Raw genomic sequence first — 24,481 nt, 5'->3', positions numbered from 1 at the left:
CCCAGAATAGCCGCACTTCCCCGCGGCGCGGTGCATTGCCCCTTTGCGCGCATTATGTCGCGTTGGTGGAATCACGGGTCTAAAGTCGATATATGCAGTCACAGCACCACGTTCCGGGCTTCACAGTCCATTTGTCCGACACCGGGGACAGCCAGGAAACGACAGCGGCGGCCACGTCCGCACGCGGCTTCAGGGAGCGCCGCAGGAACCGCCACGGGCGGGGGTTGCGCGGGGAAATCATCCTTCCCAACCTTCCCGGCTACCGGACGCGTGCCGAGAAGTTCGACGACCTTGTGCTCGATTCCGCGGAGCGGCTGCAGGATATGTGGGGCAAACGGCTCGACGGCGTGGCGTTCGCCGTCGACGAGATCCCGCCGAACCTTGAGCAACTGGTGGCCGAGGGAACCGCGGCGCCGCTGGGCTCATACACCCCGGCAGGCCACGGCGCAGGACCCGTCATCACCATCTATCGGCGCGTCGTCGAGCACACCACCGGCGGCCGCGAGGACCTTCAGGACCTGGTGCACGACGTGGTCGTCGAGTACACCGCCGAGATGCTCGGAGTGCCTCCGGAGACCCTGGACCCCGTTTACCGCCGTCGTTATCAGTAACCGAGCGTGACCTGTACTTTTTCGTGGCCCGCAGCGCCATCCTGGATGGTCAGGACCGATACGCCTGGTTGATCGCCCTGGCCGAGGACGAGCGCGCCGTAGGCGGCGTCCCCTGACGCCGACACGATGTAGCCCGAGACCGCGGCGCCGTCGGACTTATCCGGAACGCCGATGACCGATGTGGTCCCCCCTGCGATGTCGACCGTTTGGGTCTTGTGTACCTTGCCGTCAGAGGTGACCGGCGTGTAGCTGACCGTGGCCCGGCCCGCCGGCACGCCGAAGCTGAGGAAGCGGGTTCCGCCTTGGGGCACCGCCATCACATGCTGGCTACCCAAGCGGACTGCTGCCGGGGACCATGCGAAATCAACGGGGTCCTCGGCCTTGAGCCCCCGCGTTACGCGGGAGGACGCTGCGAAGGAAACATCCGATGTAGCGCTGACGGTATACATGCCGGCCGGGACACCCGTGAGGGGCACTTCGGTAACCGAACCTGCTTTGGCGGTCACCGCTCCCCCACCGGGCAAGGCGCGCTGGCCGTTCGGCCCGAACAAACGCACGTCCACCACGGCGTCCACCGGACCGGGAACGGTGATCTGCAAGGCCGGAACGACGTCGGCAAAACCGGGCTTGTCCGCGAGCGACTTCACGGCTGCCGGGTCCTGGACGTCCACTCCGGTCATGACCTGGGCATCGGCGGCGCCGGCACCGGGAGTAATGAGCTCGACACCACCGGCGGTGAGGCCGCGTAGGACGCTCTGCTGGATGGTTGCCGCGACAGGGCCGCCGCTGCTGCGCAGATGCACCGAGAGCTGACCCTCGTTCGGGGCCAGTCCGGCCAAGTTGATGGATCGGGTGGCTCCAGGCGAAACCAGCAAGCCACGGCTGTCCGGGGCTTGGATCTGCCCATGGGCACCGAACAGCTCGAGATTCACGGTAGCGGGTGTGCCCGAGGCATTGCTGATGTTCAAAACCGCAATTCTCCCCAGTGCGGTGTTTGCTCCCAGGAGCCATGCATCGTTGACCGGCTGCTGGCAGGGTGCCGCCGCCAGTCCGCGGAGGTCGCCGTCGCCCGCGGTGTAGCTCATCAAGCCCGCCACCGCGGCCTTCTGGCCACTGATGGGATCGGCGCCCACCACTGTGACGTCAGCCGCGGGCCTCTGGGCCACGACGCCGGCGTTCAGGACGGGAGGCCCCGACGCCGGGGCTTGGGCGGCAGCCGGAGGCTTGGCGATGTCGGCGATCGCGGATCCCCCGAGCGAGGCGAGGTTGCTCCCCGGAACGGATCCGGCGGCGTCGCTGAGCACCACGGCATCGAGGAAGCTCTTTGCCGAACGCGAAACGGGGCTGAACTGGCTGTCGGTGCCCGCGGCAGTTCCTTCTGCAAGACGGGGAGGTGCCGGACACACTGCGGTTGTCCTGCCCGCCGGGACATCCGCAAGGGACATGTCCAGCGTTTTGCTTCCTGACGGGGACGGCAGGATGGATGCTGCCGACACCATTCCGGCCCCTGCAGCGAGGAGCAACGTCGCGGAAAGCGCTCCCAACACAACGGCCTTGTTTTTGTTCCCGGCTTTGCGCTGGCCGCGCTTCCCAGACCCCGCTCTGAGCTCGGGTGCCGGGCCTTGGTTGTCAGACACTGCTGTACTCCTTACGGAGGGAGTTTTGTTCCTTCAGGAGGCCGGCTTTCGGCCTGCGGGCAGGCATGGGGATGGCCAGCAGGACGGTCAAGCCAATCACTACGGCCTGCATAATGCTGAGCCAAGGCTCCCAGACTGTGGTGTAGCGGATCTCGATCTGGCCGCCTGTAGACGGCAAGGTGAAAGCTTGGGCCCATCCGGACGTCGTCGGGCTCAGTGGGCGGCCATCCAACCAAGCGCTCCAACCGGCGTCTGCCCGCTCAGCGAGCACTACCAGGCGTCCGTCCCCGCCCGCCGGGATGTCGCCGGTGGCAGAGGTTCCGAGGGAGGGCAAGAGTGCAACTACGGCACCCTTGGCATCCACCACCCTGACGCGGTGTGCCGTCTCGGCGTCGGCTGCGGCGGCTTGGTTGAGCGGCGTGACCCTCCAGAGCCAGCCGGAATCGGTTTTTCCCACAGCCACCAGGCCGGGGACGGAATCGATCCTGTTGGCCGTCAGCTGGGCGGCGGTGTCGGCTGACTTGAGAACCACGAATCCGGCACCGAGCTGCTCAAGGCCTGGCCGGGGATCTACGCCTGTTCCCGCGACAATCGTCGCTACGGCGTTCCGGATGGACGCTGTAGCGTCGTCGTCGGCCGCGAGGCGTTCCTGTCCGGGTGAACCCACGATGGAACGGCCCGCGGCGACTGTGGAGAGCGAGTCCAATGTCGTCCCGGCGCCGCGCATGAGGGATGACGTGTAGCCACCGTTCTCACCGGCGGTGATGACCAGGGTACGGGTCTGTTCCGGCCCTTGGCCGTGGTCGACGGCGGTGGCCGGCAAGGTGCCTTGCCCTGAGGGCTGGACCAGGCGCGGCGTGCCAAGCGCACCGCTGGCAGAAGGGGAAGTGTCTGCGCTGGCCAGGACATTCTGGGTTGCCCACAGGCCCATGCTGGCCAGGGGGCCGGCCATGAGGAGAATCGTTGCTACAGCGGAAACAGTCCGCACTGCCGCGCGCTGGACCGTGCGGCCGTCTTCCGCCCTGGCTTTGAGCCGGAGGAGGTTATCGGCGCCGATCAGCGCCGCTCCCAGGAACGCGAACCCGGCAGCGGAAACTGCCGGCCCCGTGAAAGGTGCCACGAGCAGGTTGCCGTCGACACCCGTTGCCACATGTCCGGCGAGCCACGCCCAGGCAAGGAGCAAAAGGGCCCCTGCCCAGAGGAAACGCGCGACGCGGGACCGCCTTCCGGGCACAAAGAGCGCGGCAATGGACAAGAGCAGGACCGGGGCACCGAGCAGCAGGGCAAACGCCAGCGCCCACGGAATACCCGACGGGCCGAATAGTGCCAAGCCGGCCAATCCGCCGTTGACGTCGAATTTCAAGGGTTGGCCGAGCAATTGCTGCCACAAAGGTGCGGCTTCGAACCCCAGCGGGAGGCCTGGATCGGCCAGCAGGGTGCGGGGCCGTTCAAGGACCGAGAGGACGTACGGCGCAAAGAGGGCGGCGCTCGGAAGGAGTGACCACCAAATGGTCCGGCCGCGCCGCCCCAAGGCGATGCCGCAAAAAACAATGAGTACTGCAAAGGGGGGCAGCAGGGACGGCGCAGAAGCCGTCACGACAGCGAGCATCAGGCCCGCCGCGGCAGCAGCCGTCCACGACGGAGTGCCGTTGACGCCCGGCTTCCCCGTCACCGGCTTGGCTGCGGCGTAGCCGGATGGCTGGATCCGATCGTGATTCAGTTGTCGGTCCAACGCAGTGTCCCGCCCGAGCGCCGATCCAGTGGCCCGGAAGAGGGCCAGCACCAGCAGCGGCATCGCCACGTGGGCCAGGAGGGCGCCGACTCTTCCTTGGTTCAAGGCGACTTGAAGGGCCGGCGCTCCGGCCCAGATCAGCGCGGCAATGAAACGGTAGCGGCGCAGCGTGGTCATCGCGCCCGCGGCAAACCAGGCGCCCAGTCCGGACAGCGGCATGGCCAGCAACAACAGCCACACGATGGCTGTGCCGGAGGCGCCTCCTCCGAGCAATGACGCGAGCCACAGGATGTAGGCGAAGGGATCCCCGTGTCCGGGCAAGCCTGCACCCAGGCCGATCCACCACGTGGACGCGGACCGCCAGATGTCGTCTGCGGCGGACAACGGCAAGAGGCCTCCGCCCGTCACCCCGCCTGCCCCCAGGAGCCCTAACAGCCCCACGATGGAAGCAGCCAGCGCAACAAACCCGGCGGCCACCGCGCCCGTGCCGATCCAACCCCGCTCATTGGTCGCTAGGGCCACGAAATCGTCGCCGGCGTCGCCGCTCGGTTCCGGAGCCAGCGAATCCGTCTCCTGGAATTCGTCTGCGCCAATCGCCTCGACGAGGGACCGGCGGTGGGCCCAAACCTCGCGCCGCGGAGTCTGCAGACCCTTGACCATTGACCGTGGCACGCGTCGCGTCCGGGCCGCGTTCAGCCTGGAGCGCCAAATCGCCCCGGGACGGCCGAGCGCCGCAACGGTGGCGGCGAGCTGGGAGATGCCGTGACCGGGCTCTTTGACCAGGATGCTCAAGATGAGCCTGACCATGCTCCCGAGCAATGCGCCGAACGCGTGCAGCGGAACCTTCCACGGCGAAGCATGGGTGAGCCTCAAATGGACTTGGCTCTTGCGTGCGGCCGCAGGTGTCGCCAGGCTGTGGGGACGGTGCTCCACATGGAACATGCGCGCCGCCGGAACCACCACAACCCTGTTGCCCGCAAGCCAGTTGCGCCAGCAGAAATCGACGTCGTCTCCCACGCCCGGAAGCGCGGGGTCGAAGCCGCCCAGCTGCTCCCAGGCATCGCGGCGGATCAGCATGCCTGCGGAATTCACCGCGAAAGTGTCCGTGCGTCCGTCGTACTGACCCTGGTCGAGTTCGTCGGCTTCAATGAGCGTTAGCCGTTCGGCCCAGCGGCTCGTGGACAGGCCGGCGTCGATGAGCCTGCGTTCCGCATTCCAGGCCAACTGCTTGCAACCGGCGACAGTGACCGAGGGGGCGCGCTCGACTGCCTGGAGCAGCTCGGCGAGTGCATCCGGAGCGGGAGCGGCGTCGTCGTGCAACAACCAGATCCACTCCACGGCTCCTGGCTCCTGCGAAGGTGGCGCCGAGCAGGCCAGGCCGGCCATGACGGCCGCGCCGAAACCTACTTTGTGTTCGCCCGTGCTGGTGACATTGGCTTTGCCGAGGGCCCGCTGCAGCAATGCGGCGGACTTGTCGCGGGAGCCCGTATCAATGCCAATGGCGGCATCTGCCGGACGCGTCTGGTCCAGCAGAGCCGCCAGGGTTCTGGGGAGATAGTTACCGCCGTCATGCGAGACGACGACGGCGGTAACGTGTACTGCCTTGAGAATCAGACCGCTCGCTTCCTCAGCCTGCGGCGTTCACGCTCGGAGAGCCCGCCCCAGATACCAAAACGTTCATCGTTGGCGAGTGCGTATTCAAGGCACTGCGAACGGACATTGCACGCACCGCACACCTTTTTGGCATCCCGGGTGGAGCCGCCCTTCTCGGGGAAGAACGCCTCCGGGTCCGTCTGGGCGCACAAGGCGTCCGTCTGCCAGCCAAGTTCGCCTTCGTCGTCGAAGTCCCCCTGGCGCGGAAGCCCGATCCATACCGGCTGTGCCGGGTTGTCGAGCGGACGGCGCAGCTCCATGGGAGGATCGTCGAGATCGTCCTCCGGATCTGCCGGCGCGCCTCCCACAAGAGCCTCGTGGGCAGCAAGAAAGGCCGTTGCCTCGTCTTCCAGCGACTCCCGAGTGGTCTCTATATAGCGGTCCGCCGCCTGCGGATCTGCCGGGTCAACATACCAATCCCCCGGAACTTCGCGCGACCGGTACTTCACCGACGCATATTCCGCGACGACTGCATCTTCCTGGATACGCAACGCTTGCCCCATGGCGTCCCTCCTGATGTGTGCAGCTGCTGCCGTGCTCATTCGGTACTCGGTTATGTACCCGATACTCCCGCAGCGGCGTTCGATATCTAATTACACGCGTGTAACTACCGCGCCGTCAAGCCACGCCGGGATAATAATCAACTTTCCGTACTAACTGCGGTCACGCCACGCCCGCGATTTTTTCGCCCCATCCGCGGGCGGCCGCGGAAGAACGGAAGCATTGACTCACTTAAGATGTATTTTCATTGAATTTCAGGGAAATTGATTGCCCCCTGTAATGCCGCGCCGTCGCCGCCGCCCAGCCCCAAGTGGTGCGATTCACATGCTCCAGCGGCGGGCCGCGCGCCTCGTGGCAAGATGTAGCCATGAGCACCCCAGCGATGAACCTGATGGCAGCCCTGCGTTCCGGACACGCCACATCCCCCCGGCTGACCTGGTACGGGCCGGACGCCGAACGGGTGGAGCTATCAGGCCGGGTCCTGGACAATTGGGTGGCCAAGACCAGCAACCTGCTTCAGGACGAGTTCGACGCCGAACCGGGCATGAGCCTTCGCCTGGACCTGCCGGCCCATTGGAAGTCCCTCGTGTGGGCGCTGGCCGGGTGGCAGCTGGGGATGGAGCTGGTGCTCGACGGCGGCAGCGCCGACCTGCTTGTCACGGACACCCCCGACGTCGGTGCCGGAGCCGGCTTTGACGCCGTCGTCGCTGTGCCGCTCGCGGCACTCGCGATGCGCTGGCCCGGAGAGCTGCCGGTTGGCGTCGTGGACTACGCGGCTGAAGTCCGCTCCCACGGCGACGTCTTCATGGCGCACGCCGAACCGGACGCGGCAATGCCGGCCCTGCGCCGCCCTGAAACCGGACACTCGCACGGCGAATTGCTGGACGGCTTCGCCAAGGAACATGACGCCGGCGTGCGCCTGCTGGTCCGCGCGGCCGACGGTTTGGAGTCGGCCCTCGCGGACGCACTGGGCGCGTGGAACAAAGATGGTTCAGTAGTCCTCGTGCACCCGGACGTTGACGTCACCCAGCACCTGCTGGACAACGAGCGCGTCAGCGGCGCTTGACCGCGTCTTCGCCTTCATCGGAGTCAGCCGCGGTGCTAGCGGCATGCATGGCCTTGGCCTTGGCCTTGTGGTGGGCTTCGATGATCTCGTGGTCATGCGAGAAGGCCGGCTCTTCGTCGAGTTCCTTGTTGAACACCAGGAAGCGGTAAGCGAAGAAGCGCACTACGGTGGCGACGAGGATGCCGACGATTCCGGCAGCGAACAGGACGTTCTTGTCCTGGATGTTCATGCCGTATTTGGCGATGGCGGTCAGGCCTGTGGAGATTCCGATGCCGATGCCGTTGATGATGATGAACATGACGAACTCGCGCACCACGTTCGCCTGGCGGCGGTGGCGGAATGTCCAGAAACGGTTGGCGATCCAGGAGAACACGGTGGCCACAGTGGCGCCGACGAAACGGGCCTTGGCCTCACTGTCCGTCATCGGGCCGTGCATGAGATAGTAGGTCAAGCCGTTATCTATGACGAACGCAACACCGCCTACAGCGCCGAACTTCGCTACTTCGCGCCAAAAGAGCGAGGCGAGCCCGCGGATGCGATCTGCAAGTGTGTTGATCATGACCCTCCATGGCCGTTGTTCTAGGGGGCCGATGGGCCGAAGGCTCCATTTTAGCTCCGATTCCTTGGAGCTTGCCGAATTATTCCGCGCCGGCGGCCTCGAGCCGGGTTCCCAGGACCCGGCGGCGAGCAGAATCTGGGAACCAGCTGCTGGTTCGGTAGGCTGAACCTTGTGACTTTTCCTGTAATTGGCGTGGTGGGCGGCGGACAGCTCGCACGAATGATGGCCCCGGCCGCAACTGCTCTCGGCTTTGAACTCCGGGTCCTTGCCGAAGGTGAGGACGTTTCCGCGGTCCAGGCCGTGGCAACGGCTCCCATTGGCGACTACAAGGACCTCGCCGCCCTTCTTCAGTTCTCGGAGGGCTTGGACGTCATGACGTTCGACCACGAGCACGTCCCCACCGAGCACCTGAGGGCGCTGATCGAGGCCGGAGTCAACGTCCAGCCGGGCCCCGATGCCTTGGTGCATGCGCAGGACAAACTCGTGATGCGCGCCGCGATCGACCGCTTGGGACTCCCCAATCCGGCGTGGGCTGCGGTCCGCGGCGTCGAAGACCTTATCGCTTTCGGCGAGCAGACCGGTTGGCCGATTGTCTTGAAGACCCCCCGCGGGGGCTATGACGGCAAGGGCGTGCGCATCGTCCATTCCGCCGAGGACGCACGCACCACCACGAACTGGTTCGAAGCCATGAGCCCGCTATTGGCCGAAGAGAAGGTTGACTTCAGCCGCGAGCTTTCCGCGCTCGTCGCAAGGACCCCCGACGGCGAATCCCGCGCCTGGCCGGTAGTCCACACCGTCCAGGTGGACGGAGTCTGCGACGAAGTGATTGCGCCGGCCCAGGACATTCCCGTGGAAGTCGCTGCGGCAGCCGAAGAGGCAGCGCTGCGAATCGCCAATGAACTCGGAGTCACGGGCGTCATGGCTGCGGAGCTCTTCGAAACGCCCGGCGTCGGAGTCGGGTTCCTCGTCAACGAACTCGCCATGCGGCCGCACAACACCGGCCACTGGACGCAGGACGGCTCCGTCACGAGCCAGTTCGAACAGCATTTGCGCGCAGTCCTCAACCTCCCGCTGGGTGCCACCGATGCCCTGGGTGCGGTGGTGGTCATGAAGAATTTCCTGGGCGGCGACAACCAGGATCTCTACAGCGCCTACCCCAAGGCCCTCGCCTACGAACCTGCTGCAAAGGTCCACTGCTACGGCAAGTCCGTGCGGGCCGGCCGCAAGATCGGGCACGTGAATCTCGTCGGCAACTCGACAGCGGACGTCGACTCCATCCGACGCCGGGCCACCGTAGTGGCCGACATCATCCGCGACGGCCGCATGCCGGCCGAGACCACCTCAGAGGAGACCGCATGAGCGCAGAAAACATGGATGCCGGAAACGCGGGCGCAGCGAACGCCGCTCCGATCGTAGGCCTCGTCATGGGCTCCGACTCCGACTGGCCTGTCATGGAAGCCGCGGCGGATGCCCTGGCAGAATTCGGCATCCCCTTCGAAGCCGACGTCGTCTCCGCCCACCGCATGCCCACGGAAATGATCCGTTACGGCCAGAACGCCCATGAGCGCGGCATCCGCGTCATCATCGCCGGAGCAGGCGGCGCCGCCCACTTGCCGGGCATGCTCGCCTCTGTCACCCCGCTGCCCGTCATCGGCGTCCCGGTCCCGCTGAAGACCTTGGATGGCATGGATTCCTTGCTGTCCATCGTGCAGATGCCCGCCGGCGTTCCCGTGGCCACGGTTTCCATCGGCGGCGCGCGCAACGCCGGCCTCCTGGCAGTGCGCATGCTGGCGTCCGGAACCGACGAGCTGGCCGTCCGGCTTCGCGGCGAGCTGCTCGAATTCGCCCGGGAGCTGAACAACACTGCTACCGAAAAAGGGGCCAGGCTCCGCGACAAGGTCGCCGAAGTCTTCTCCACCGCGAACGTCTCCGCCCGCAGCAGCCGCTAAGAGCCTGGGCAGCCGCTAGAAGGTCATCCCCGGCAATCCCGAATGAACCCTCCGCAATGACAAGGATCCCCTGCCGTGTACCAGCTTGAGAATGTTCTCCGCCCCTATGCATGGGGATCGACGACGGCGATCGCCACTCTGCTGGGAAGGCCCGCCTCGGGTGGTCCGGAGGCAGAGTTGTGGATCGGAGCGCACCCGGACTCGCCGTCCGTGGCCACCCGCCCGGATGGGTCTTCCGTCGCCTTGGACGCCCTGATCAACGTGGATCCCGTGCATTTTCTGGGTGAAACGAGCGTGGCTGAATTCGGTCCCCGCTTGCCGTTCCTCACCAAGCTCCTTGCAGCCGACAAGCCCCTGTCCTTGCAGGTCCACCCTCGCCTGCAGCAGGCCAGGGACGGCTTCGCGAAGGAAAATGCCGCGGGTATGGCAGCGGACGCACCGGAGCGCAACTATCGTGATGACAACCACAAGCCGGAGATGATCTTCGCGCTGACCCCGTTTCACGCCCTCTGCGGCTTCCGTCCTGCGGCCGATTCGCAGCGTGTCTTCGAGCACCTCGCGACCCTCCTGGACCTTGCCGCCGTCGACGTTCCTGATGTCATCACCGGAGTGATCGCGGACCTTTCAGGGTCCGATGAGCCCTCGGCACTCAAAGCTGCGTTCACCCGGCTGATTACCGGCGGCGATGCCGTCTCCGCCGCGACGGATCAGGTGGTTTCCATCCTGAAATCGGGCGCGCCGATGGGTCAGCACGCTGCGGAACTCTCCACCGTGGTGGACATCAACAGTGAGTTCCCGGGCGATCCCGGTGTTCTGATTTCCTTGCTCTTGAATCTTGTCTTCCTGTCCCCGGGCGAATCGGTGTACCTGCCGGGCGGAAACGTCCACGCCTACCTGAAAGGCCTCGGCGTGGAGGTGATGGCGGCTTCGGACAACGTGCTCCGTGGCGGGCTCACCCCTAAGCACGTCGATGTCCCCGAGCTCCTGAAGACTATCGAATTCGCTTCCCTCGGCGTACCGCGAATCGAACCCAGGACCTCCGGATTCGGCCAGGATCTCTATGTGCCGCCCTTCAAGGAATTCCAACTCCAGCGCATCGAGTTGGCTCCCGGAGCGGAACCCGTGCCGATGGCCCAGGCCGGTCCCGCCGTCGTCGTCGTGGTTTCGGGTTCCGTGGTGCTCGACTCCCCCAAGAGCGAGCTCGCCGTGGAGCGCGGCGGGAGCGCATTCATCCCGGCATCCGAAGAGCCCGTCATGGTGCACCCGATTGCCGGCGCAACGGGAACCAGCGTCGCCTTTGCCGTCACAACAGGCCTGGGGAACTAGAGCGTGGAGTACTTCCTGCAGACGCCCGCATGGGCGTCCTTCCAGCGATCCCTCGGCCGTACCGTGCACGAGGAGTCCGGCCCGGGCTGGAGTTTCCTCGCTATGGAGGAAAAGAACCCCGCGGGCAAGGTCATTTACACGCCTTACGGACCCGTGGCCGATTCGTTGGAGGCCTTCGACGAAGCTGTAGCCGCACTTGTGGCGATCGCGCGCCGGAGCCGGGCGGTGTTTGTCCGGATGGAACCGGTCACCGCCGGGTTCGAAGCCGCCGAAGCCGGTGCGATCCTGCGGGGACGCGGCCTGCAGCCGGCGCCGTCAAACCAGCAGCCGGAATTGAGCTGGATTGTGGATCTGGGCGCCGATTTCAAGGACGTCCTCGCGGGCATGAAACCCACCAACCGGAACCTGTACCGCAACATCCACAAGAAGGGTGTCACCTTCCGGTCCTCGCAGGATCCTGAAGAGATCTCAGTGCTTCTGGACTTCCTGCACATGACTGCCGCACGCAACGGCTTCAAGCCCCAGAGCGACGACTACCTCGGCTCGGTGGCCCGCTCCCTCATGCCCGCCGGTGCCGCCACCCTGTTCATCGCCGAACTCGAGGGCGAACCCATTGCCGCCGCCCTGGCGTACGACTCCGTCGACACGCGCACCTACGCCCACGCGGCGCTCGATGACACGCACCGCAAGCTCAGCGCGGGCATTCCATTGCTCGTGACGCTGATGGCGGACGCAAAGGACAAAGGGCTCAAGCACGTCGACCTGTGGGGCGTGGCCCCGGAGGACGAGCCTGACCACAAGTGGGCCGGATTCACCGCCTTCAAGAAGTCCTTCGGCGGCCGCGAAATAGCCTACCCAGGCACGTGGGACCTTCCCGTCAACAAGCTCCGCTACGGCGCCTACCAAGTGGCCCGGAAGCTGCGCGAAAAGCTCGGCTGACGCGCGAACTGGCAGCAGATGACCTCAAAAACCGATTTTGCGGGCATCTGCTGCCAACTCGCGGCCTCCCCGCAGCGCCCGGCGGACTTTTTCCACCACTTCCGGCCGGGGCCCGAGCAAATCCTCATGGTGGACCCGGACTTCGCGCCAACCCAGCCGTTCCGTCAACGCCTGGCGCCTGATGTCCCGCTGGTACTGCTCAGCTTCCCCATGGTGCCGCCCGTCGTATTGGAGGGCGACCCGCTCCTTGAGGTAAGCGGCATCGGGCCACACAGCGGGAGCGCCCCACTCGTTGAGGATGACGTGGTTCAGCGCGGGTTCATGCAACCCTGCATGCAGCAATATGAGGCGCATTTGCGTTTCCTGCGGCGAATCCGCGCCGACTCGAACCAGATCCAGGGCCAGCCGGGCCTTGCGGACGCCTCGCATACCGGGATGGGCTGAGACCATCGCCTTCAATTCCTCAATGGTCGCCAAGGCCTCGCGCGGCCTGGGATGGTTTTCCCCGTGCTCGACGACGATCGAGTCGCCTGCCGCCACAATGTCGTCGATACTCATCATTTGGGCCAAGTCGAGCCACGTCCGGGCAGGCGAGGTGAGCCGGACGCCGTCGAGCACTATCACTTCACCGGGTTTGAACGTGAATTGGTGCCCAACAACATTCCGCCTCCGCGGTTTCCACCTCTCGCCCGGGCGAGCCAGGTGGATCCGCCAGTCCTCTTCAAGCGCTTTGGGCAAACTGATGCCGAGGATCCGCGCGGCGGAGCCATGGCTCAGGCAACACTTGGGGTCGAGCTCTATATAGCCCCGCAAGTGTTCCGCGGCCGTTCCCGTGCTGTGCAACGGCAGGCGCAGTCCCCGCGATAACGTGACAATGCCGTCGCGCCGCAATTGCTTCTGGCTCAATCCGAGGGTCGCAGCGGCCGACGCCGGAAAGGAACCGTTTGGGAGCTGCGGCGGCATGGGAGTCCGGGACATGCTCAATTCTTGCCCGGTTTCGAGCCCTAAATTGAGTTATCCACAGGAAGGATTCCGCGACTTAACGCGAACTGGCAGCAAATGCCTCCAAATCTGGATTCAGAGGGCATTTGCTGCCAGTTCGCGCGGGACGGTCGGTCCTACTTGCGGGCGTAGCCTTCCCACTTGCTGGCCTGGTGCTCGCCGTCGACGAAGCGGATGGTGCCGGACTTGGAGCGCATCACGATGGACTGGGTCAGGACCTTGTCCTTCGAGTAGCGCACGCCCCTGAGGAGGTCGCCGTCGGTGATGCCGGTGGCTGCGAAGTAGCAGTTGTCGCTCGTGACGAGGTCGTTCGTGGAGAGGACGCGCTCGAGGTCGTGTCCGGCGTCGATGGCCTTCTGCTTCTCGTCGTCGCTCGTGGGCCACAAGCGGCCTTGGATGACACCGCCGAGGGACTTGATGGCACATGCTGCAACGATGCCTTCCGGGGTGCCGCCGATGCCCATCAGGGCGTCGACACCGGTGCCGGAACGTGCGGCCGCAATGGCGCCAGCTACATCGCCGTCCATGATGAACTTGGTGCGCGCACCGGCTTCGCGGATTTCCTCCACCAGCGGGCGGTGGCGGTCGCGGTCCAGGATCATGACGTTGAGCTGGTTGACCTTGACGCCCTTGGCCTTGGCGATCAAGTGCAGGTTCTGCTTCACCGGCAGGCGCAGGTCCACCATGTCGGCGGCTTCGGGGCCCGTGACGAGCTTCTCCATGTAGAACACGGCGGAGGGATCGAACATGGTGCCGCGTTCGGCCACTGCCAGGACGGCGAGGGCGTTGTTGATGCCCAAGGCAGTCAGCCGGGTTCCATCGATCGGGTCGACGGCGACGTCGCACTCGGGTCCGGTGCCGTCACCGACGTGCTCGCCGTTGAAGAGCATCGGAGCTTCGTCCTTTTCACCCTCGCCAATGACAACGACGCCGTTGAAATGGACGGTGTGGAGGAAGGAGCGCATGGCGTCAACGGCGGCGCCGTCTGCCTTGTTCTTGTCGCCGAATCCAACCCAGTGGCCGCCTGCAATCGCGGCGGCTTCGGTAACCCGGACAAGTTCGAGGGCCAGGTTGCGGTCCGGCTCATCGGTCCCGACGGCGAGCGCCGGCGAAATCGTGGAATACTTCTGGGACATTGGCGCTGGAGACACGTGAACCTCTTCTTCGATGACGCGATTCGTGGGACCAGGAATGGCTGCGCTTGGCGGCCTGAATGATTCCTCTACAAGAGATCATAGTCGCGGCGGGGCCTCACGGTCATGGGATGACCAACTCCCGGAACGCCCCTTGCGCGGACCGGCCGATGTGTATTAGCCGCTTGGATAGGAGACTATTGAATCGTGAGTGAAACGCAAGACAAAGCAATTGCCGCCGCCCCCTCCGCCAGCGGAGGCACGGGCGCAGCCGGCACCGACGACGCCGGTCAGCCTGCGGTGAAGCCCGTTATCCCGGCGAAAGCAGCCAAAAGGGCGAATGCGTCGGTGATTGGTATGCTCATCGCGTTGCTCCTCTGCGTGCTGGCGTTCCTGCCGATTGTGCTCATGAATCCGGCGCCAAAGAGCAACGGTTACAAGCCCAACGTCGATGTGGCCGCAACCGCAGCCAACGCGAAAGATGTGGCGGGTTTCACACCTGTGGCGCCGGATACCGGCGACACATTTAGTCCGAACTACGCCCGCTGGGTATCCGGGACCGGCGATGGCGTACCCACATGGGAGGTCGGATACGTCACTCCCAAGCAGGCGTTCATCGGAATTGTCCAGACCCGCAAGGCCAATCCAACCTGGATTTTCCAGCAGGCCGGCAGCGCTCCGGTTACAGGCACGCGCAGCGCCGGCGGCCACGACTGGGAACTCCGTGACACGGCCAAGGGCAACCGCAGCATGGTCCTGAACTACCGCGGCACCACGATCATCCTGAGCGGCAGCGCAGGACTGGACGAGTTCTCCACATTGGCCGCCGCCGTGGTGAAAGCAATGGACGCAGCTCCCGTCGCTTCCGCGGACGCGAGCACGAAGCCGGGCGACACAGTTTCGCAGCCTGCCACCGCAAAGCCGTAAAGTAGCGCCGTGGCTACCTATCTGACTCCTGCCCTTGCCTGGCGCCGTCTGCGCGAAGGAAACGAACGCTTTGTCGCCGGGGAATCGTTGCACCCCAACCAGGACGCTTCCCGCCGGCATTCCCTGGTCGAGGACCAGCATCCCTTTGCCGTGATCTTCGGGTGTTCGGATTCCCGCCTGGCCGCTGAGATCATCTTTGACCTCGGCCTCGGCGATGCTTTCGTGGTCCGCACGGCCGGGCAGGTGATTGACGACGCCGTCCTCGGCTCGCTTGAATACAGCATCTCCGAACTGCATGTCCCACTCATCGTGATCCTTGGCCACGACAGCTGCGGCGCAGTGACCGCGACCAAGAGCGCAGTGGAGACCGGTGAAATGCCCGCAGGTTTCATCCGTTCACTCGTAGAGCGGATCACGCCGTCCGTCCTCACCGCACTGCGCAACGAGCAGACGGACGTCAACGAGATGGTGGTGGAGCACGTCAAGCAGACAGCTCGCCGCTTGGCCGACAGTTCCCGTGTGATTTCCGCCGCGATCGACGACGGCCGGGCCGCCGTCGTCGGGCTTTCCTACAAACTGGACGAAGGCCGCGCGGCGCTGGTTTCCGGGATCGGCAAGCTCTAGGCCGGATGCCGGGCCGCCCCCGAAGGGACGGCAAACAACGGCCGTAGCTTTGCCCCGCCGGTTTTCGGTCAAGCGGCTGCTCGCCATAAGCTAGCCCCATGACTTCCACTCAAGAATCCAACACGGCCGAGTTCCGTATTGAACATGACACGATGGGCGAAGTTCGCGTTCCTGTGAACGCCCTGTACCGCGCCCAGACGCAGCGCGCCGTGGAGAACTTCCCGATCTCCGGCAAGACGCTTGAGCGCGCACACATCGAGGCCCTGGCCCGCGTCAAAAAGGCCGCGGCCCTGGCGAACGCAGAATTGGGAGTGCTCGACGGCGAGCTCGCCGAGGCGATTGCCAACGCTGCCGATGAGGTTGCCGCCGGAAAGTACGACGGCGATTTCCCCATCGACGTCTTCCAGACCGGTTCGGGTACATCGTCCAACATGAACACCAACGAGGTCATCGCTGAACTGGCGACTCGTGCCCTCTCGGCCGCCGGGAGCGATAAGGTTGTCCACCCGAACGACCACGTCAACGCTTCGCAGTCCTCCAACGATGTCTTCCCGACGTCGGTCCACGTCGCCGCGACGTCGGCCCTGATCAACGACCTGATCCCGGCCCTCGAGTACCTGGCTGCTTCCCTGGACCGCAAGGCCGTGGAGTTCAAGGACGTCGTCAAGTCCGGACGCACCCACCTCATGGACGCCACTCCGGTGACCTTGGGCCAGGAGTTCGGCGGCTACGCCGCGCAGGTCCGCTACGGCGTTGAGCGCATCAACGCCGCCCTCCCCCGCGTCGCCGAGGTCCCCCTGGGCGGAACCGCGGTCGGCACCGGCATCAACACCCCGGAAGGCTTCCCGGAGCGCGTCATCGAGCTCCTCGCAGCCGACACCGGCCTGCCGCTGACCGAGGCGCGCGACCACTTCGAAGCGCAGGCCAACCGCGACGGCCTCATCGAGGGCTCCAGCCAGCTGCGCAACATCGCCATCTCCTTCATGAAGATCAACAACGACCTGCGCTGGATGGGCTCCGGCCCCAACACGGGGCTTGGCGAAATCTCCATCCCGGACCTCCAGCCGGGCTCGTCGATCATGCCGGGCAAGGTCAACCCGGTCATCTGCGAAGCATCGATCATGGTCTGCGCCCAGGTCATCGGCAACGACACCGCCATCGCCTGGTCCGGCACGAACGGTGCCTTCGAGCTCAATGTCGGCATCCCCGTGATGGCTGCCAACTTGCTCGAATCCATCCGGCTCCTGGCCAACACGAGCCGCGTCATGGCCGACAAGATGATCGACGGCATCACGGCCAACGTGGAGCGCGCCCGCTTCCTGGCCGAGGCTTCCCCGTCCATCGTGACCCCGCTGAACAAATTCATCGGCTACGAAGCAGCGGCAAAGATCGCCAAGAAGGCCGTTGCGGAGGGTTTGACCATCCGCGAAGCCGTGATCTCCCTTGGTTACCTCGAGCGCGGCGAACTGACCGAAGAGCAGCTCGACAAGGCCCTCGACGTCACCACCATGACCCGCCCGGCCCACAAGGCCTAGTCTCCCTCCAGCCCCGCTGGCCAGCCCGACGGCGGCCGGCGCCTTCCCCACGGAAGGTGCCGGCCGCCGTCGTCGTTTCCGCCCACAGGAGCTTTCTTGCACTTTTGGACAAGAAGTGCAAAACTTTACTTTGTGGAAAATAGTGCAATTAATGACGGCGGACTCCGGGAGCGCAAGCGTGCTCAGACCCGCGCGGCGATCTCCGCCGTCGCACGGTCCCTGACCGCCCAACGCGGACTCAACGGTTTCACCGTCGAAGAAGCCTGCGAACAGGCCGGGATCTCTCGGCGGACGTTCTTCAACTACTTCCACACCAAGGAAGACGCGGTGATCGGCTCGTTCTCCGACGAGCTTCCCGAAGAGGCGCTGGAGGCCTTCCACCGCAACCCGGCCCGTGCAATCGGCACGATCTCCGACTCGCTGTTGTCCGCTCTGCGCCGCTTCACCCTGGCCGTCCTCGAGCGGTCCACCGTCAGCCCATCGGAGATCCGCCAGCTCATCGCGGCAGTCACGGCCGAGCCCCAGCTCCTGGGCCGGTTGACCCGCGAAGGCGAAGTCCGCGAGCGCCAGTTCGCCGAGCTCATCGCCGCCCGGGAAGGCCTTACCGCAGACCACCCCGAGATCATCATGGCCGCCGCGGTCTTCGGCGCCGTCACCAAGAAGACGAGTAAACAGTTCTTTTCCGAAGAGAACACCGAGCCCTACCGCGAATTGCTGGACCAGAACCTCAAGGCAGCACGCGCGCTCTTCGCCCAACCGCTGGACACCAACCCCGTCGAACCCCAGAAGGACCAACCGTGAGTACCACTCTCAAGACCAAAGCAGCCGCACCGCTGCTCTTGACCCAGAGAAGGATCTGGATCATTTTCTCGGCGCTCATCGCCGGAATGCTGCTCTCCAGCCTGGACCAGACCATCGTGTCCACGGCCATGCCCACTATTGTCGGCAAGCTCGGCGGCGTGGAGAACCAGGCCTGGATCACCACGGCCTATTTGCTCGCCACAACCATCGTCATGCCGATCTATGGCAAGTTCGGTGACATCCTGGGCCGGAGGAACCTGTTCCTGATTGCCATCGGTTTGTTCACCGTAGCTTCCATCGGTTGTGCCTTCGCCACCGACTTCTGGGGCTTCGTGATCTTCCGCGCCATCCAGGGCCTGGGCGGCGGCGGACTGATGATCCTGTCGCAAGCCATCATCGCGGACATCGTGCCTGCCAAGGAACGCGGCAAGTACATGGGCCCCCTTGGTGCCATCTTCGGCCTCTCCGCCGTGGCCGGTCCGCTTCTGGGCGGCTTCTTCGTCGATCACCTGACCTGGGAATGGGCCTTCTACATCAACATCCCCGTCGGCATTGCGGCGTTCACCATCGCTTGGTTCACGCTCACCCTGCCGAACAAGAAGGCCGAAAAGCGCATCGACATCCTTGGAGTCCTGCTGCTGTCCGCTGCCACGGCCTGCCTAATCTTCTTCACCGACTTCGGCGGCAAGAAGGACCAAGGATGGGACTCCCCCCTCACCTGGGCCTTCGGCGCCGGCATGGTGCTCGCTGCCTTCCTCTTCGTCCTCGTGGAGCGCAAGGCAGAAGACCCCATCATTCCGCTGAGCCTGTTCAAGAACCGGATCTTCATCAACGCAACCGCCATCGGCTTCACCCTCGGCCTGGGCATGTTCGCCGCCATCGCCTTCGTGCCGACGTTCCTGCAGATGTCCTCTGGTACCTCAGCCGCCGTCTCCGGCCTGCTCATGCTGCCGATGATGGTTGGACTCATGGGTACGTCCATCTACTCCGGTATCCGCATCTCCAAGACCGGCAAGTACAAGATGTTCCCGATCCTCGGCGCGAGCCTCACAATCGTTGCGATGTTGTGGCTCACCACCCTCACGGCGGCGACTCCGATCTGGGTCATCTGCATCCAGCTCTTCATCTTCGGCGCAGGCCTGGGCTTGATCATGCAGGTCATCGTCCTGGTGATCCAGAACGCGGTTCCGGCCGAGCAGATCGGCACGGCAACGAGCACCAACAACTACTTCCGTGAGGTCGGGGCTTCGTTGGGCGTGGCCGTTTTCGGCTCGATCTTCACCACGCGGCTGGCCGAGTCCCTCACCAAGGCATTCACAGGCGCCGGGGCTTCTGCTGCACAGGCTGCACAGTCCACCAGCAAGCTTGATCCTCAGACGCTGGCCCAACTGCCGGTTCAGGTCAAGGACGCCATCGTCAACGCCTACGCCGATTCACTGGCACCCGTGTTCTGGTACCTGATCCCGTTCATCGCCATCGCCCTCCTGCTCGCGATCACCCTCAAGCAGATCCCGCTCTCCGACACCGCCGGAATGGTGGCCCGGGGCGAGGCAGTCGGGGGCGAGGAGGCGGAACGCCTTGAAGCCGAACGCCTCGGAGGAACCTCCGAGGGGGCCGTCGGGGCGGACGCAGAGGGGGCCGTCGGGGCGTCCGTCGACCCAGCCGCTGAGCCGGAGTCCGCCCCGGTGGGCGACAATGACGGTGAGCTCGCCCGGCGCTGACGTCAGGACATGCCCGGCCTTGGCTCGGACCAGTGGACATATGGGGAACATGCCCACTGCCCGGATGCAAAGCCGGGCATGTCCGCTGGTCCGGGCGTTTGGCTTAGGCTGGAACCCATGAGTTCAGAGCCCGAAGAATCCGCGAACATCAGCCCGGCCGTTCGATGGGGATTAGGGGCGGTCCTTTTCGGGCTTCTGGCCGTCTCCATAGCCTCCGCCAAGGGTGAATGGTGGACCCTCGTCGGCGCAATTGCTTGCGGTGCCGCGGCGTGCCTCTTCGCTGCCCGCGCGATCCTCGCGGCCCGTCAATCGCGCTGATACGCGACGGCGGAGCCCGGCTCCAACGCCAGTCGGATGGTTTCGCGGTGGCCGGCGCTGATCTCAGGCAACTCGTCGAGGGCAAACCAGCCGACGGCGATTGACTCGTCGTCGTTGACGCGGGCCTCCCCCGAGACATAACGGCATTTGAAGGCAATATCCAGGAAGTCGCACACGTCTCCGTTGGGGTACATGACCGGGCCGATCACGCCCACCGCCAGGATGCGCTCGGTTTCGGCCACAACTGCGGTCTCCTCGAAGATCTCGCGGAGCAAACCGGGGGCCGGGTGCTCCCCCGGTTCCAGCATTCCGGTGATCAAGGTCCACCGGCCGTTGTCGGCCCGTTGGCACAGCAGGACCCGGTTCTCGTCATCCAGGACTACGCCCCTAACCCCGGGCAGCCACAGCGGGTCGTTGCCGATCTTCTCGCGGATTTCCCGGATGAATTCCGGGATCGCCACGGCCTAGCCCGCTTCCGTTGAAACAGCCATCATCAACAAGAGCACTGCCTCCCCTTCCGGATCGGATCCGCTAGTAGGGCGAGTATCCCACCGGCGATGCCCGAATGACAGCGGACAAGGCTGCTCAAAACGGTCGCCTCTCGCTCCGCCTTGTTCACTGCTCCTCACGCCGGCAGGGCAAACATCGCCGCGGCGGCACCGGCCAGCATGAACGGCCCGAATGGTATTGATGATTTCAGGGTTCCTCGCCGGGCGGCCAGGACTCCAAGGCTCCACAGCCCGCCGAAGAGGAACGCCGCAAACGTTCCGGCGAAAACATGCGTCCACCCCAGGTAGCCAAGGTATAGGCCGAGCACACCGGCCAATTTGACGTCGCCGAAGCCCATCCCGGGCGGGTACACCAATCGCAGGATGAAGTAGAACAACCAAAGCACTGCTCCCCCGGCCACGACTCCCAAGGCGGGCACCCCCAGGAAGGAGGCACCGCCGTCGCGCGCGGACCCTGCCGCTCCGGCGCTAAGGTTCGCTGCCGCTCCGCTGGACAGGGTGACAGCTGCCGCTGCGCCGAGCAGCAATACACCGGCGATGGCATAGGACGGGAACACGATCCGGTTGGGCAGCAGGTGGTGTCGGACGTCGATGACCGTGAGGCGGGCAGCCATGACCGCAAAGTACACGCAAGCTGCGAGCAGCAGCCAGAAGGCCGGGACACTGGTCCCCCACAATTCGCCGAGTCTTCGGATCACCCTCGGATGTTATCGGTTTTCTCAAAGCTGCGCCGGTCACGCACCCTTAGACTGTGGATATGGGGCGTTACAGTGCAGAAATCCAAGGCAATTCCGACGCCGACATGTCCTCCACCTTCCGAAACCTCTGCCGTTCCTCCCCGTGGAAATGGACCAGCCTGAGGTTCGAATACCTGGACCGGCCGGGCAACCCGGATGCCACAGTGCGTGCATGGCTGCGCCGCCCGGGAGCGCTTCGGCTCGAAACCGTCGATGGCGCGTTGCTGCATAGCACTACGGGCATCAACGACTCCCGCGACGGGCTTTACCTTGGTTCCAAGCGCAAGTCGTGGCTGTTGCCGGCCCACTTGGTCACCCCCGTTTACGACTCCGCGGGCTTGGTCCGCCGGCGTCCCGAAGCGGCCTACGGCGAACCGTCGTTCGGGAACGGTCGGCTCGCGGCAGCCCTCGATCCTGTCGAGCTCGCCGGGAACGCTCCCGTGCCGATGGAGTTTCCCGAGTCCAACCGGGTGTCGTTCGGCCCCATCCGGGAAGTGGATCACGAAGGGCGCCCAGCTCTCGAAACCATCGCGACGCCGGGATCCAGCTACGTGGCGTCTGATGCGGCGACGCCGCTCTGCTTCCCCGGACGCACGCTCTTGCGCGTGGACTCGGGAACGGGCGTGTGCGTTTCCAGCCAATCGCTCGACGGCAATACCGCAGGTCAGGGGCATTGGATGCGGATTCTAGGCGTGGATGAATACATGCTGGACGATCTGTTCCTCGCCGAATCGATGAATCTCACCGACGTCCGGAAGCACATTAGCTGGGACATCGGCCCCCGTTCGTAAGGGCAGGCCCCCAGGAACCCCCGCTCACATATACGCCCCTTCCGCCCAACCCCCGCTCACCTATACGCCCCTTTCGCCGAACGCCCGCTCACATATACGCCCCTTTCGCCGAACGCCCGCTCACATATACGCCCCTTCCGCCCAACCGGCGCTCACTATTCCGGTGGCCCGGGTCGACAGATGACGGGCTTTCGCGGCGTGTCCGCTAGGCTTCCCCGATGAACGAGCTAAGCGCCATCTGGCCCACCTTCGGCCTTACCCTGATCACACCCCGCTTGGTCTTGCGCCCCATCCAGGACGCTGACATCCCCGCAGCGGTCGGGGCAGCCCTCAGCGGCATTCACGAGCCAGGGAGGTCCCCCTTCAGCAATCCCTGGACTGAACTGCCCGAAGATGAGTTGGGTGCCAACATGGCCCGGTGGTACTGGCGCTGCCGCGCAGGAATGACTCCGGAATCATGGATGCTCCTCCTCGGCATCTGGCACAACGACGATTTCATTGGCTGCCAGGATCTGGAGGCGAAGAACTTCGCATCGTTGAAGACTGTGTCCACCGGCTCCTGGCTCAAGAAAGGCGCGCAAGGCCAAGGCCTCGGCAAGGAGATGCGCGCGGCAGCCCTCAGCTACGCCTTCGACTACCTGAACGCCGAAGTAGCGACCTCCGAAGCTGCCATTTGGAACAAGCAATCCTTGGGCGTTTCCGCCAGCCTCGGCTATGAACCCAACGGCATTTACCGCGACCAATGGGGCACCGACGTCGGGGAAGTCCAACGCGTTCGACTCACTCCGGAATCGTTCATCAGACCGGACTGGAAGCTAAAGGTAGAGGGCCACGAGACTACAGCCAACTTCTTAGGTATGTGAGCGAGCGTCAGCAGAAAACCCGACAAACGTGAGCGAGCGTCAGTGACGGAGGCACAAGGATCGGCGGAGGGCCGTGGCCCGGCGAACCCGGCCACGGCCCTCCGCACAATGGGGCCTTAGATTTCCGCCCCTTCAAGCAGTTCCGTCACGAGGGCCGCGATCGGCGAGCGTTCGGAGCGGGTCAGGGTGATGTGGCCGAACAGCGGGTGCCCCTTGAGGGTCTCGACGACGGCGGCAACGCCGTCGTGCCGGCCGACGCGGAGATTGTCGCGCTGGGCGACGTCGTGGGTCAGGACGATCTTGGAGTTCTGGCCGATGCGGCTCATGACCGTGAGGAGCACGTTCTTTTCGAGCGACTGGGCCTCGTCTACGATGACGAACGCATCGTGGAGCGAACGTCCGCGGATGTGGGTCAGCGGCATGACTTCGAGCATGCCCCGGTCCATGACTTCTTCGACGACTTCCTGGCTGACGAGTGCACCGAGGGTGTCGAAGACCGCCTGCGCCCAGGGGTTCATCTTCTCTGCCTCGGAACCTGGCAGGTACCCGAGTTCCTGTCCGCCCACCGCGTACAGCGGCCGGAAGACAATCACCTTGCGGTGTTCCCGGCGCTCCAAGACGGCCTCGAGTCCGGCACACAAGGCCAGGGCCGACTTTCCAGTGCCCGCCCGGCCGCCGATCGAAACGATTCCGACGCTGGGATCCATGAGCAGGTCGATCGCAAGCCGTTGCTCAGCTGAGCGGCCGTGCAGTCCGAAGACATCACGGTCGCCCTTGACCAGCCGCACTTGCTTGTCCGCGCCCACGCGGCCCAGGGCGGAGCCCCGGTTGGAGAGCAGCACCAGGCCCGTATTGACGGGAAGCTCGGCCGCTGCCGGGATGAAAACCGGTTCGTGCCCGTACAGGGTGGTGATTTCATCCTCGCTGGCTTCGATCTCTGCCATGCCGGTCCAGCCGGAGTCCTTGACGAGTTCATTGCGGTATTCGTCCGCGAACAGCCCCATCGCGGAGGCTTTGACGCGCATGGGGAGGTCTTTGGAGACGACCGTGACGTTGTGGCCTTCGTTGGCGAGGTTCTTGGCGACTGCCAGGATGCGGCTGTCGTTGTCCGCGCCGCGGAATCCTGCCGGCAGCACTTCGGTTGACACATGGTTCATCTCGACACGCAGCGTGCCGCCGTCGGATCCGATCGGGATGGGTTGATTCAAGCCACCGTGCTCGATGCGCAAGTCATCCAGGAGCCTGAGGGCCTTGCGGGCGAAGTAACCCAATTCGGGATCGTGGCGTTTGCCCTCCAATTCGGTGATCACCACGATCGGGACAATGACTTCGTGCTCCGCGAAGCGCAACAGGGCGTGCGGATCGGAAAGCAATACGGAAGTGTCAATCACATAGCTTCGGCCTGTCGGGGTTCCGGACTTTGCAGTCCGCCCATCGTTGGCCCGCTTGGTGCGAGAGGTAGCTGAACTTTCCCCGTCGGAAACGACTACGGGCAGTTGCTCAGAAATAGCCACATCGACTCCAGCCCCGGGCGAACCCGGCTTATT

General features: G+C 64.8%; 23 protein-coding genes. 14 read left to right on the top strand and 9 right to left on the bottom strand.

Annotation, left to right across the window (positions count from 1 at the left end; translation table 11 throughout):
• Positions 1-92 precede the first annotated feature (92 nt).
• Positions 93-611, top strand: a complete 519-nt coding sequence (locus AB4074_RS04085; RefSeq protein WP_441412219.1) for a metallopeptidase family protein — start codon at positions 93-95, stop codon at positions 609-611.
• On the opposite strand, the gene AB4074_RS04080 is transcribed toward AB4074_RS04085, so the two are convergent.
• Genes AB4074_RS04080 through AB4074_RS04070 form a run of 3 tightly spaced genes read right to left on the bottom strand, consistent with a single transcriptional unit; the run spans position 605 to position 6,136 of the window.
• A complete protein-coding gene (locus AB4074_RS04080) occupies positions 605-2,248 on the bottom strand; it encodes a DUF5719 family protein (RefSeq protein WP_441412218.1) in 1,644 nt (547 codons plus the stop codon). The genes AB4074_RS04085 and AB4074_RS04080 overlap by 7 nt on opposite strands.
• Positions 2,241-5,591 carry a glycosyltransferase gene (locus AB4074_RS04075; RefSeq protein ID WP_441412285.1) on the bottom strand — a complete coding sequence of 1,117 codons (3,351 nt, stop codon included), beginning with the start codon at positions 5,589-5,591 and terminating at the stop codon, positions 2,241-2,243. The genes AB4074_RS04080 and AB4074_RS04075 overlap by 8 nt, the downstream gene beginning before the upstream one ends.
• A complete protein-coding gene (locus tag AB4074_RS04070; RefSeq protein WP_236818426.1) occupies positions 5,591-6,136 on the bottom strand; it encodes a WhiB family transcriptional regulator in 546 nt (181 codons plus the stop codon). Before AB4074_RS04070 ends, AB4074_RS04075 begins: the two co-directional genes overlap by 1 nt.
• 365 nt (positions 6,137-6,501) lie before the next feature.
• On the opposite strand from AB4074_RS04070, the gene AB4074_RS04065 reads away from it, so the two are divergent.
• A complete protein-coding gene (locus AB4074_RS04065; protein WP_441412217.1) occupies positions 6,502-7,200 on the top strand; it encodes a TIGR03089 family protein in 699 nt (232 codons plus the stop codon).
• On the opposite strand, the gene AB4074_RS04060 is transcribed toward AB4074_RS04065, so the two are convergent.
• Positions 7,187-7,759 carry a GtrA family protein gene (locus tag AB4074_RS04060; protein ID WP_236816288.1) on the bottom strand — a complete coding sequence of 191 codons (573 nt, stop codon included), beginning with the start codon at positions 7,757-7,759 and terminating at the stop codon, positions 7,187-7,189. The genes AB4074_RS04065 and AB4074_RS04060 overlap by 14 nt on opposite strands.
• Positions 7,760-7,930: 171 nt before the next feature.
• Between AB4074_RS04060 and AB4074_RS04055 the strand changes: the two genes are divergently transcribed.
• From AB4074_RS04055 to AB4074_RS04040, 4 genes are all read left to right on the top strand, one after another.
• A complete protein-coding gene (locus AB4074_RS04055) occupies positions 7,931-9,118 on the top strand; it encodes a 5-(carboxyamino)imidazole ribonucleotide synthase (protein WP_441412216.1) in 1,188 nt (395 codons plus the stop codon).
• Positions 9,115-9,708 carry a 5-(carboxyamino)imidazole ribonucleotide mutase gene (gene purE, locus AB4074_RS04050; RefSeq protein WP_441412215.1) on the top strand — a complete coding sequence of 198 codons (594 nt, stop codon included), beginning with the start codon at positions 9,115-9,117 and terminating at the stop codon, positions 9,706-9,708. The genes AB4074_RS04055 and purE overlap by 4 nt, the downstream gene beginning before the upstream one ends.
• Before the next feature lie 75 nt (positions 9,709-9,783).
• The gene (gene manA, locus AB4074_RS04045) at positions 9,784-11,034 is read left to right on the top strand and encodes a mannose-6-phosphate isomerase, class I (protein ID WP_441412214.1); all 1,251 of its coding nucleotides are present in this window, start codon (positions 9,784-9,786) and stop codon (positions 11,032-11,034) included.
• A 3-nt stretch (positions 11,035-11,037) separates the two neighbouring features.
• Positions 11,038-11,973: a lipid II:glycine glycyltransferase FemX gene (locus AB4074_RS04040; RefSeq protein WP_441412213.1), complete on the top strand. Its 936-nt coding sequence runs from the start codon at positions 11,038-11,040 to the stop codon at positions 11,971-11,973.
• Between the two features lie 24 nt (positions 11,974-11,997).
• On the opposite strand, the gene AB4074_RS04035 is transcribed toward AB4074_RS04040, so the two are convergent.
• The gene (locus tag AB4074_RS04035) at positions 11,998-12,951 is read right to left on the bottom strand and encodes an endonuclease domain-containing protein (protein WP_441412212.1); all 954 of its coding nucleotides are present in this window, start codon (positions 12,949-12,951) and stop codon (positions 11,998-12,000) included.
• 140 nt (positions 12,952-13,091) lie between these two features.
• Positions 13,092-14,111: a class II fructose-bisphosphatase gene (gene glpX, locus AB4074_RS04030; RefSeq protein WP_437773977.1), complete on the bottom strand. Its 1,020-nt coding sequence runs from the start codon at positions 14,109-14,111 to the stop codon at positions 13,092-13,094.
• Positions 14,112-14,315: 204 nt separating this feature from the next.
• On the opposite strand from glpX, the gene AB4074_RS04025 reads away from it, so the two are divergent.
• The 6 genes from AB4074_RS04025 to AB4074_RS04000 all read left to right on the top strand — a co-directional run bounded on the left by AB4074_RS04025 (position 14,316) and on the right by AB4074_RS04000 (position 20,034).
• Positions 14,316-15,035: a DUF4245 domain-containing protein gene (locus tag AB4074_RS04025; RefSeq protein WP_441412211.1), complete on the top strand. Its 720-nt coding sequence runs from the start codon at positions 14,316-14,318 to the stop codon at positions 15,033-15,035.
• Positions 15,036-15,044: 9 nt separating this feature from the next.
• Positions 15,045-15,659 carry a carbonic anhydrase gene (locus tag AB4074_RS04020; protein WP_441412210.1) on the top strand — a complete coding sequence of 205 codons (615 nt, stop codon included), beginning with the start codon at positions 15,045-15,047 and terminating at the stop codon, positions 15,657-15,659.
• Between the two features lie 98 nt (positions 15,660-15,757).
• Complete coding sequence (locus AB4074_RS04015; RefSeq protein WP_441412209.1) at positions 15,758-17,194, top strand: class II fumarate hydratase; 1,437 nt, start codon at positions 15,758-15,760, stop codon at positions 17,192-17,194.
• 132 nt (positions 17,195-17,326) lie between these two features.
• Complete coding sequence (locus AB4074_RS04010; protein ID WP_441412208.1) at positions 17,327-17,995, top strand: TetR/AcrR family transcriptional regulator; 669 nt, start codon at positions 17,327-17,329, stop codon at positions 17,993-17,995.
• Positions 17,992-19,716 (top strand): MDR family MFS transporter, encoded by a 1,725-nt coding sequence (locus AB4074_RS04005; protein WP_441412207.1) that lies wholly within the window; start codon positions 17,992-17,994, stop codon positions 19,714-19,716. Before AB4074_RS04010 ends, AB4074_RS04005 begins: the two co-directional genes overlap by 4 nt.
• Before the next feature lie 117 nt (positions 19,717-19,833).
• Positions 19,834-20,034 carry a hypothetical protein gene (locus AB4074_RS04000; RefSeq protein WP_441412206.1) on the top strand — a complete coding sequence of 67 codons (201 nt, stop codon included), beginning with the start codon at positions 19,834-19,836 and terminating at the stop codon, positions 20,032-20,034.
• On the opposite strand, the gene AB4074_RS03995 is transcribed toward AB4074_RS04000, so the two are convergent.
• On the bottom strand, positions 20,022-20,495 hold the full coding sequence (locus AB4074_RS03995; protein WP_441412205.1) for an NUDIX hydrolase: 474 nt from the start codon (positions 20,493-20,495) through the stop codon (positions 20,022-20,024). The two genes, AB4074_RS04000 and AB4074_RS03995, sit on opposite strands and share 13 nt — an antisense overlap.
• A 164-nt stretch (positions 20,496-20,659) precedes the next feature.
• Positions 20,660-21,241 (bottom strand): prepilin peptidase, encoded by a 582-nt coding sequence (locus tag AB4074_RS03990; RefSeq protein WP_441412204.1) that lies wholly within the window; start codon positions 21,239-21,241, stop codon positions 20,660-20,662.
• 59 nt (positions 21,242-21,300) lie between these two features.
• On the opposite strand from AB4074_RS03990, the gene AB4074_RS03985 reads away from it, so the two are divergent.
• Complete coding sequence (locus tag AB4074_RS03985) at positions 21,301-22,071, top strand: hypothetical protein (protein ID WP_441412203.1); 771 nt, start codon at positions 21,301-21,303, stop codon at positions 22,069-22,071.
• 218 nt (positions 22,072-22,289) lie between these two features.
• Positions 22,290-22,934, top strand: coding sequence for a GNAT family N-acetyltransferase (locus AB4074_RS03980; RefSeq protein WP_441412202.1), 645 nt, complete (start codon positions 22,290-22,292; stop codon positions 22,932-22,934).
• 116 nt (positions 22,935-23,050) lie between these two features.
• Here the strand turns inward: AB4074_RS03980 and AB4074_RS03975 are convergent, their stop codons facing one another.
• The gene (locus AB4074_RS03975) at positions 23,051-24,448 is read right to left on the bottom strand and encodes a PhoH family protein (protein ID WP_236816243.1); all 1,398 of its coding nucleotides are present in this window, start codon (positions 24,446-24,448) and stop codon (positions 23,051-23,053) included.
• Between the last annotated feature and the right edge of the window lie 33 nt (positions 24,449-24,481).

This window comes from Arthrobacter sp. 2MCAF14 (genome assembly GCF_052115645.1).
Classification (GTDB): domain Bacteria; phylum Actinomycetota; class Actinomycetes; order Actinomycetales; family Micrococcaceae; genus Arthrobacter.
The sequence above is the reverse complement of the archived record's forward strand: the minus strand, read 5'-3'. Positions and strand labels throughout refer to the sequence as shown.

Excerpts from the sequence above, each read along its gene's own strand:
- AB4074_RS04085 (WP_441412219.1), top strand. The coding sequence starts at position 93 with ATGCAGTCACAGCACCACGTTCCGGGCTTCACAGTCCATTTGTCCGAC.
- AB4074_RS04070 (WP_236818426.1), bottom strand. The coding sequence starts at position 6,136 with ATGGGGCAAGCGTTGCGTATCCAGGAAGATGCAGTCGTCGCGGAATAT.
- AB4074_RS04065 (WP_441412217.1), top strand. The coding sequence starts at position 6,502 with ATGAGCACCCCAGCGATGAACCTGATGGCAGCCCTGCGTTCCGGACAC.
- AB4074_RS04060 (WP_236816288.1), bottom strand. The coding sequence starts at position 7,759 with ATGATCAACACACTTGCAGATCGCATCCGCGGGCTCGCCTCGCTCTTT.
- purE (WP_441412215.1), top strand. The coding sequence starts at position 9,115 with ATGAGCGCAGAAAACATGGATGCCGGAAACGCGGGCGCAGCGAACGCC.
- AB4074_RS04035 (WP_441412212.1), bottom strand. The coding sequence starts at position 12,951 with ATGTCCCGGACTCCCATGCCGCCGCAGCTCCCAAACGGTTCCTTTCCG.
- glpX (WP_437773977.1), bottom strand. The coding sequence starts at position 14,111 with ATGTCCCAGAAGTATTCCACGATTTCGCCGGCGCTCGCCGTCGGGACC.
- AB4074_RS04015 (WP_441412209.1), top strand. The coding sequence starts at position 15,758 with ATGACTTCCACTCAAGAATCCAACACGGCCGAGTTCCGTATTGAACAT.
- AB4074_RS04000 (WP_441412206.1), top strand. The coding sequence starts at position 19,834 with ATGAGTTCAGAGCCCGAAGAATCCGCGAACATCAGCCCGGCCGTTCGA.
- AB4074_RS03985 (WP_441412203.1), top strand. The coding sequence starts at position 21,301 with ATGGGGCGTTACAGTGCAGAAATCCAAGGCAATTCCGACGCCGACATG.
- AB4074_RS03980 (WP_441412202.1), top strand. The coding sequence starts at position 22,290 with ATGAACGAGCTAAGCGCCATCTGGCCCACCTTCGGCCTTACCCTGATC.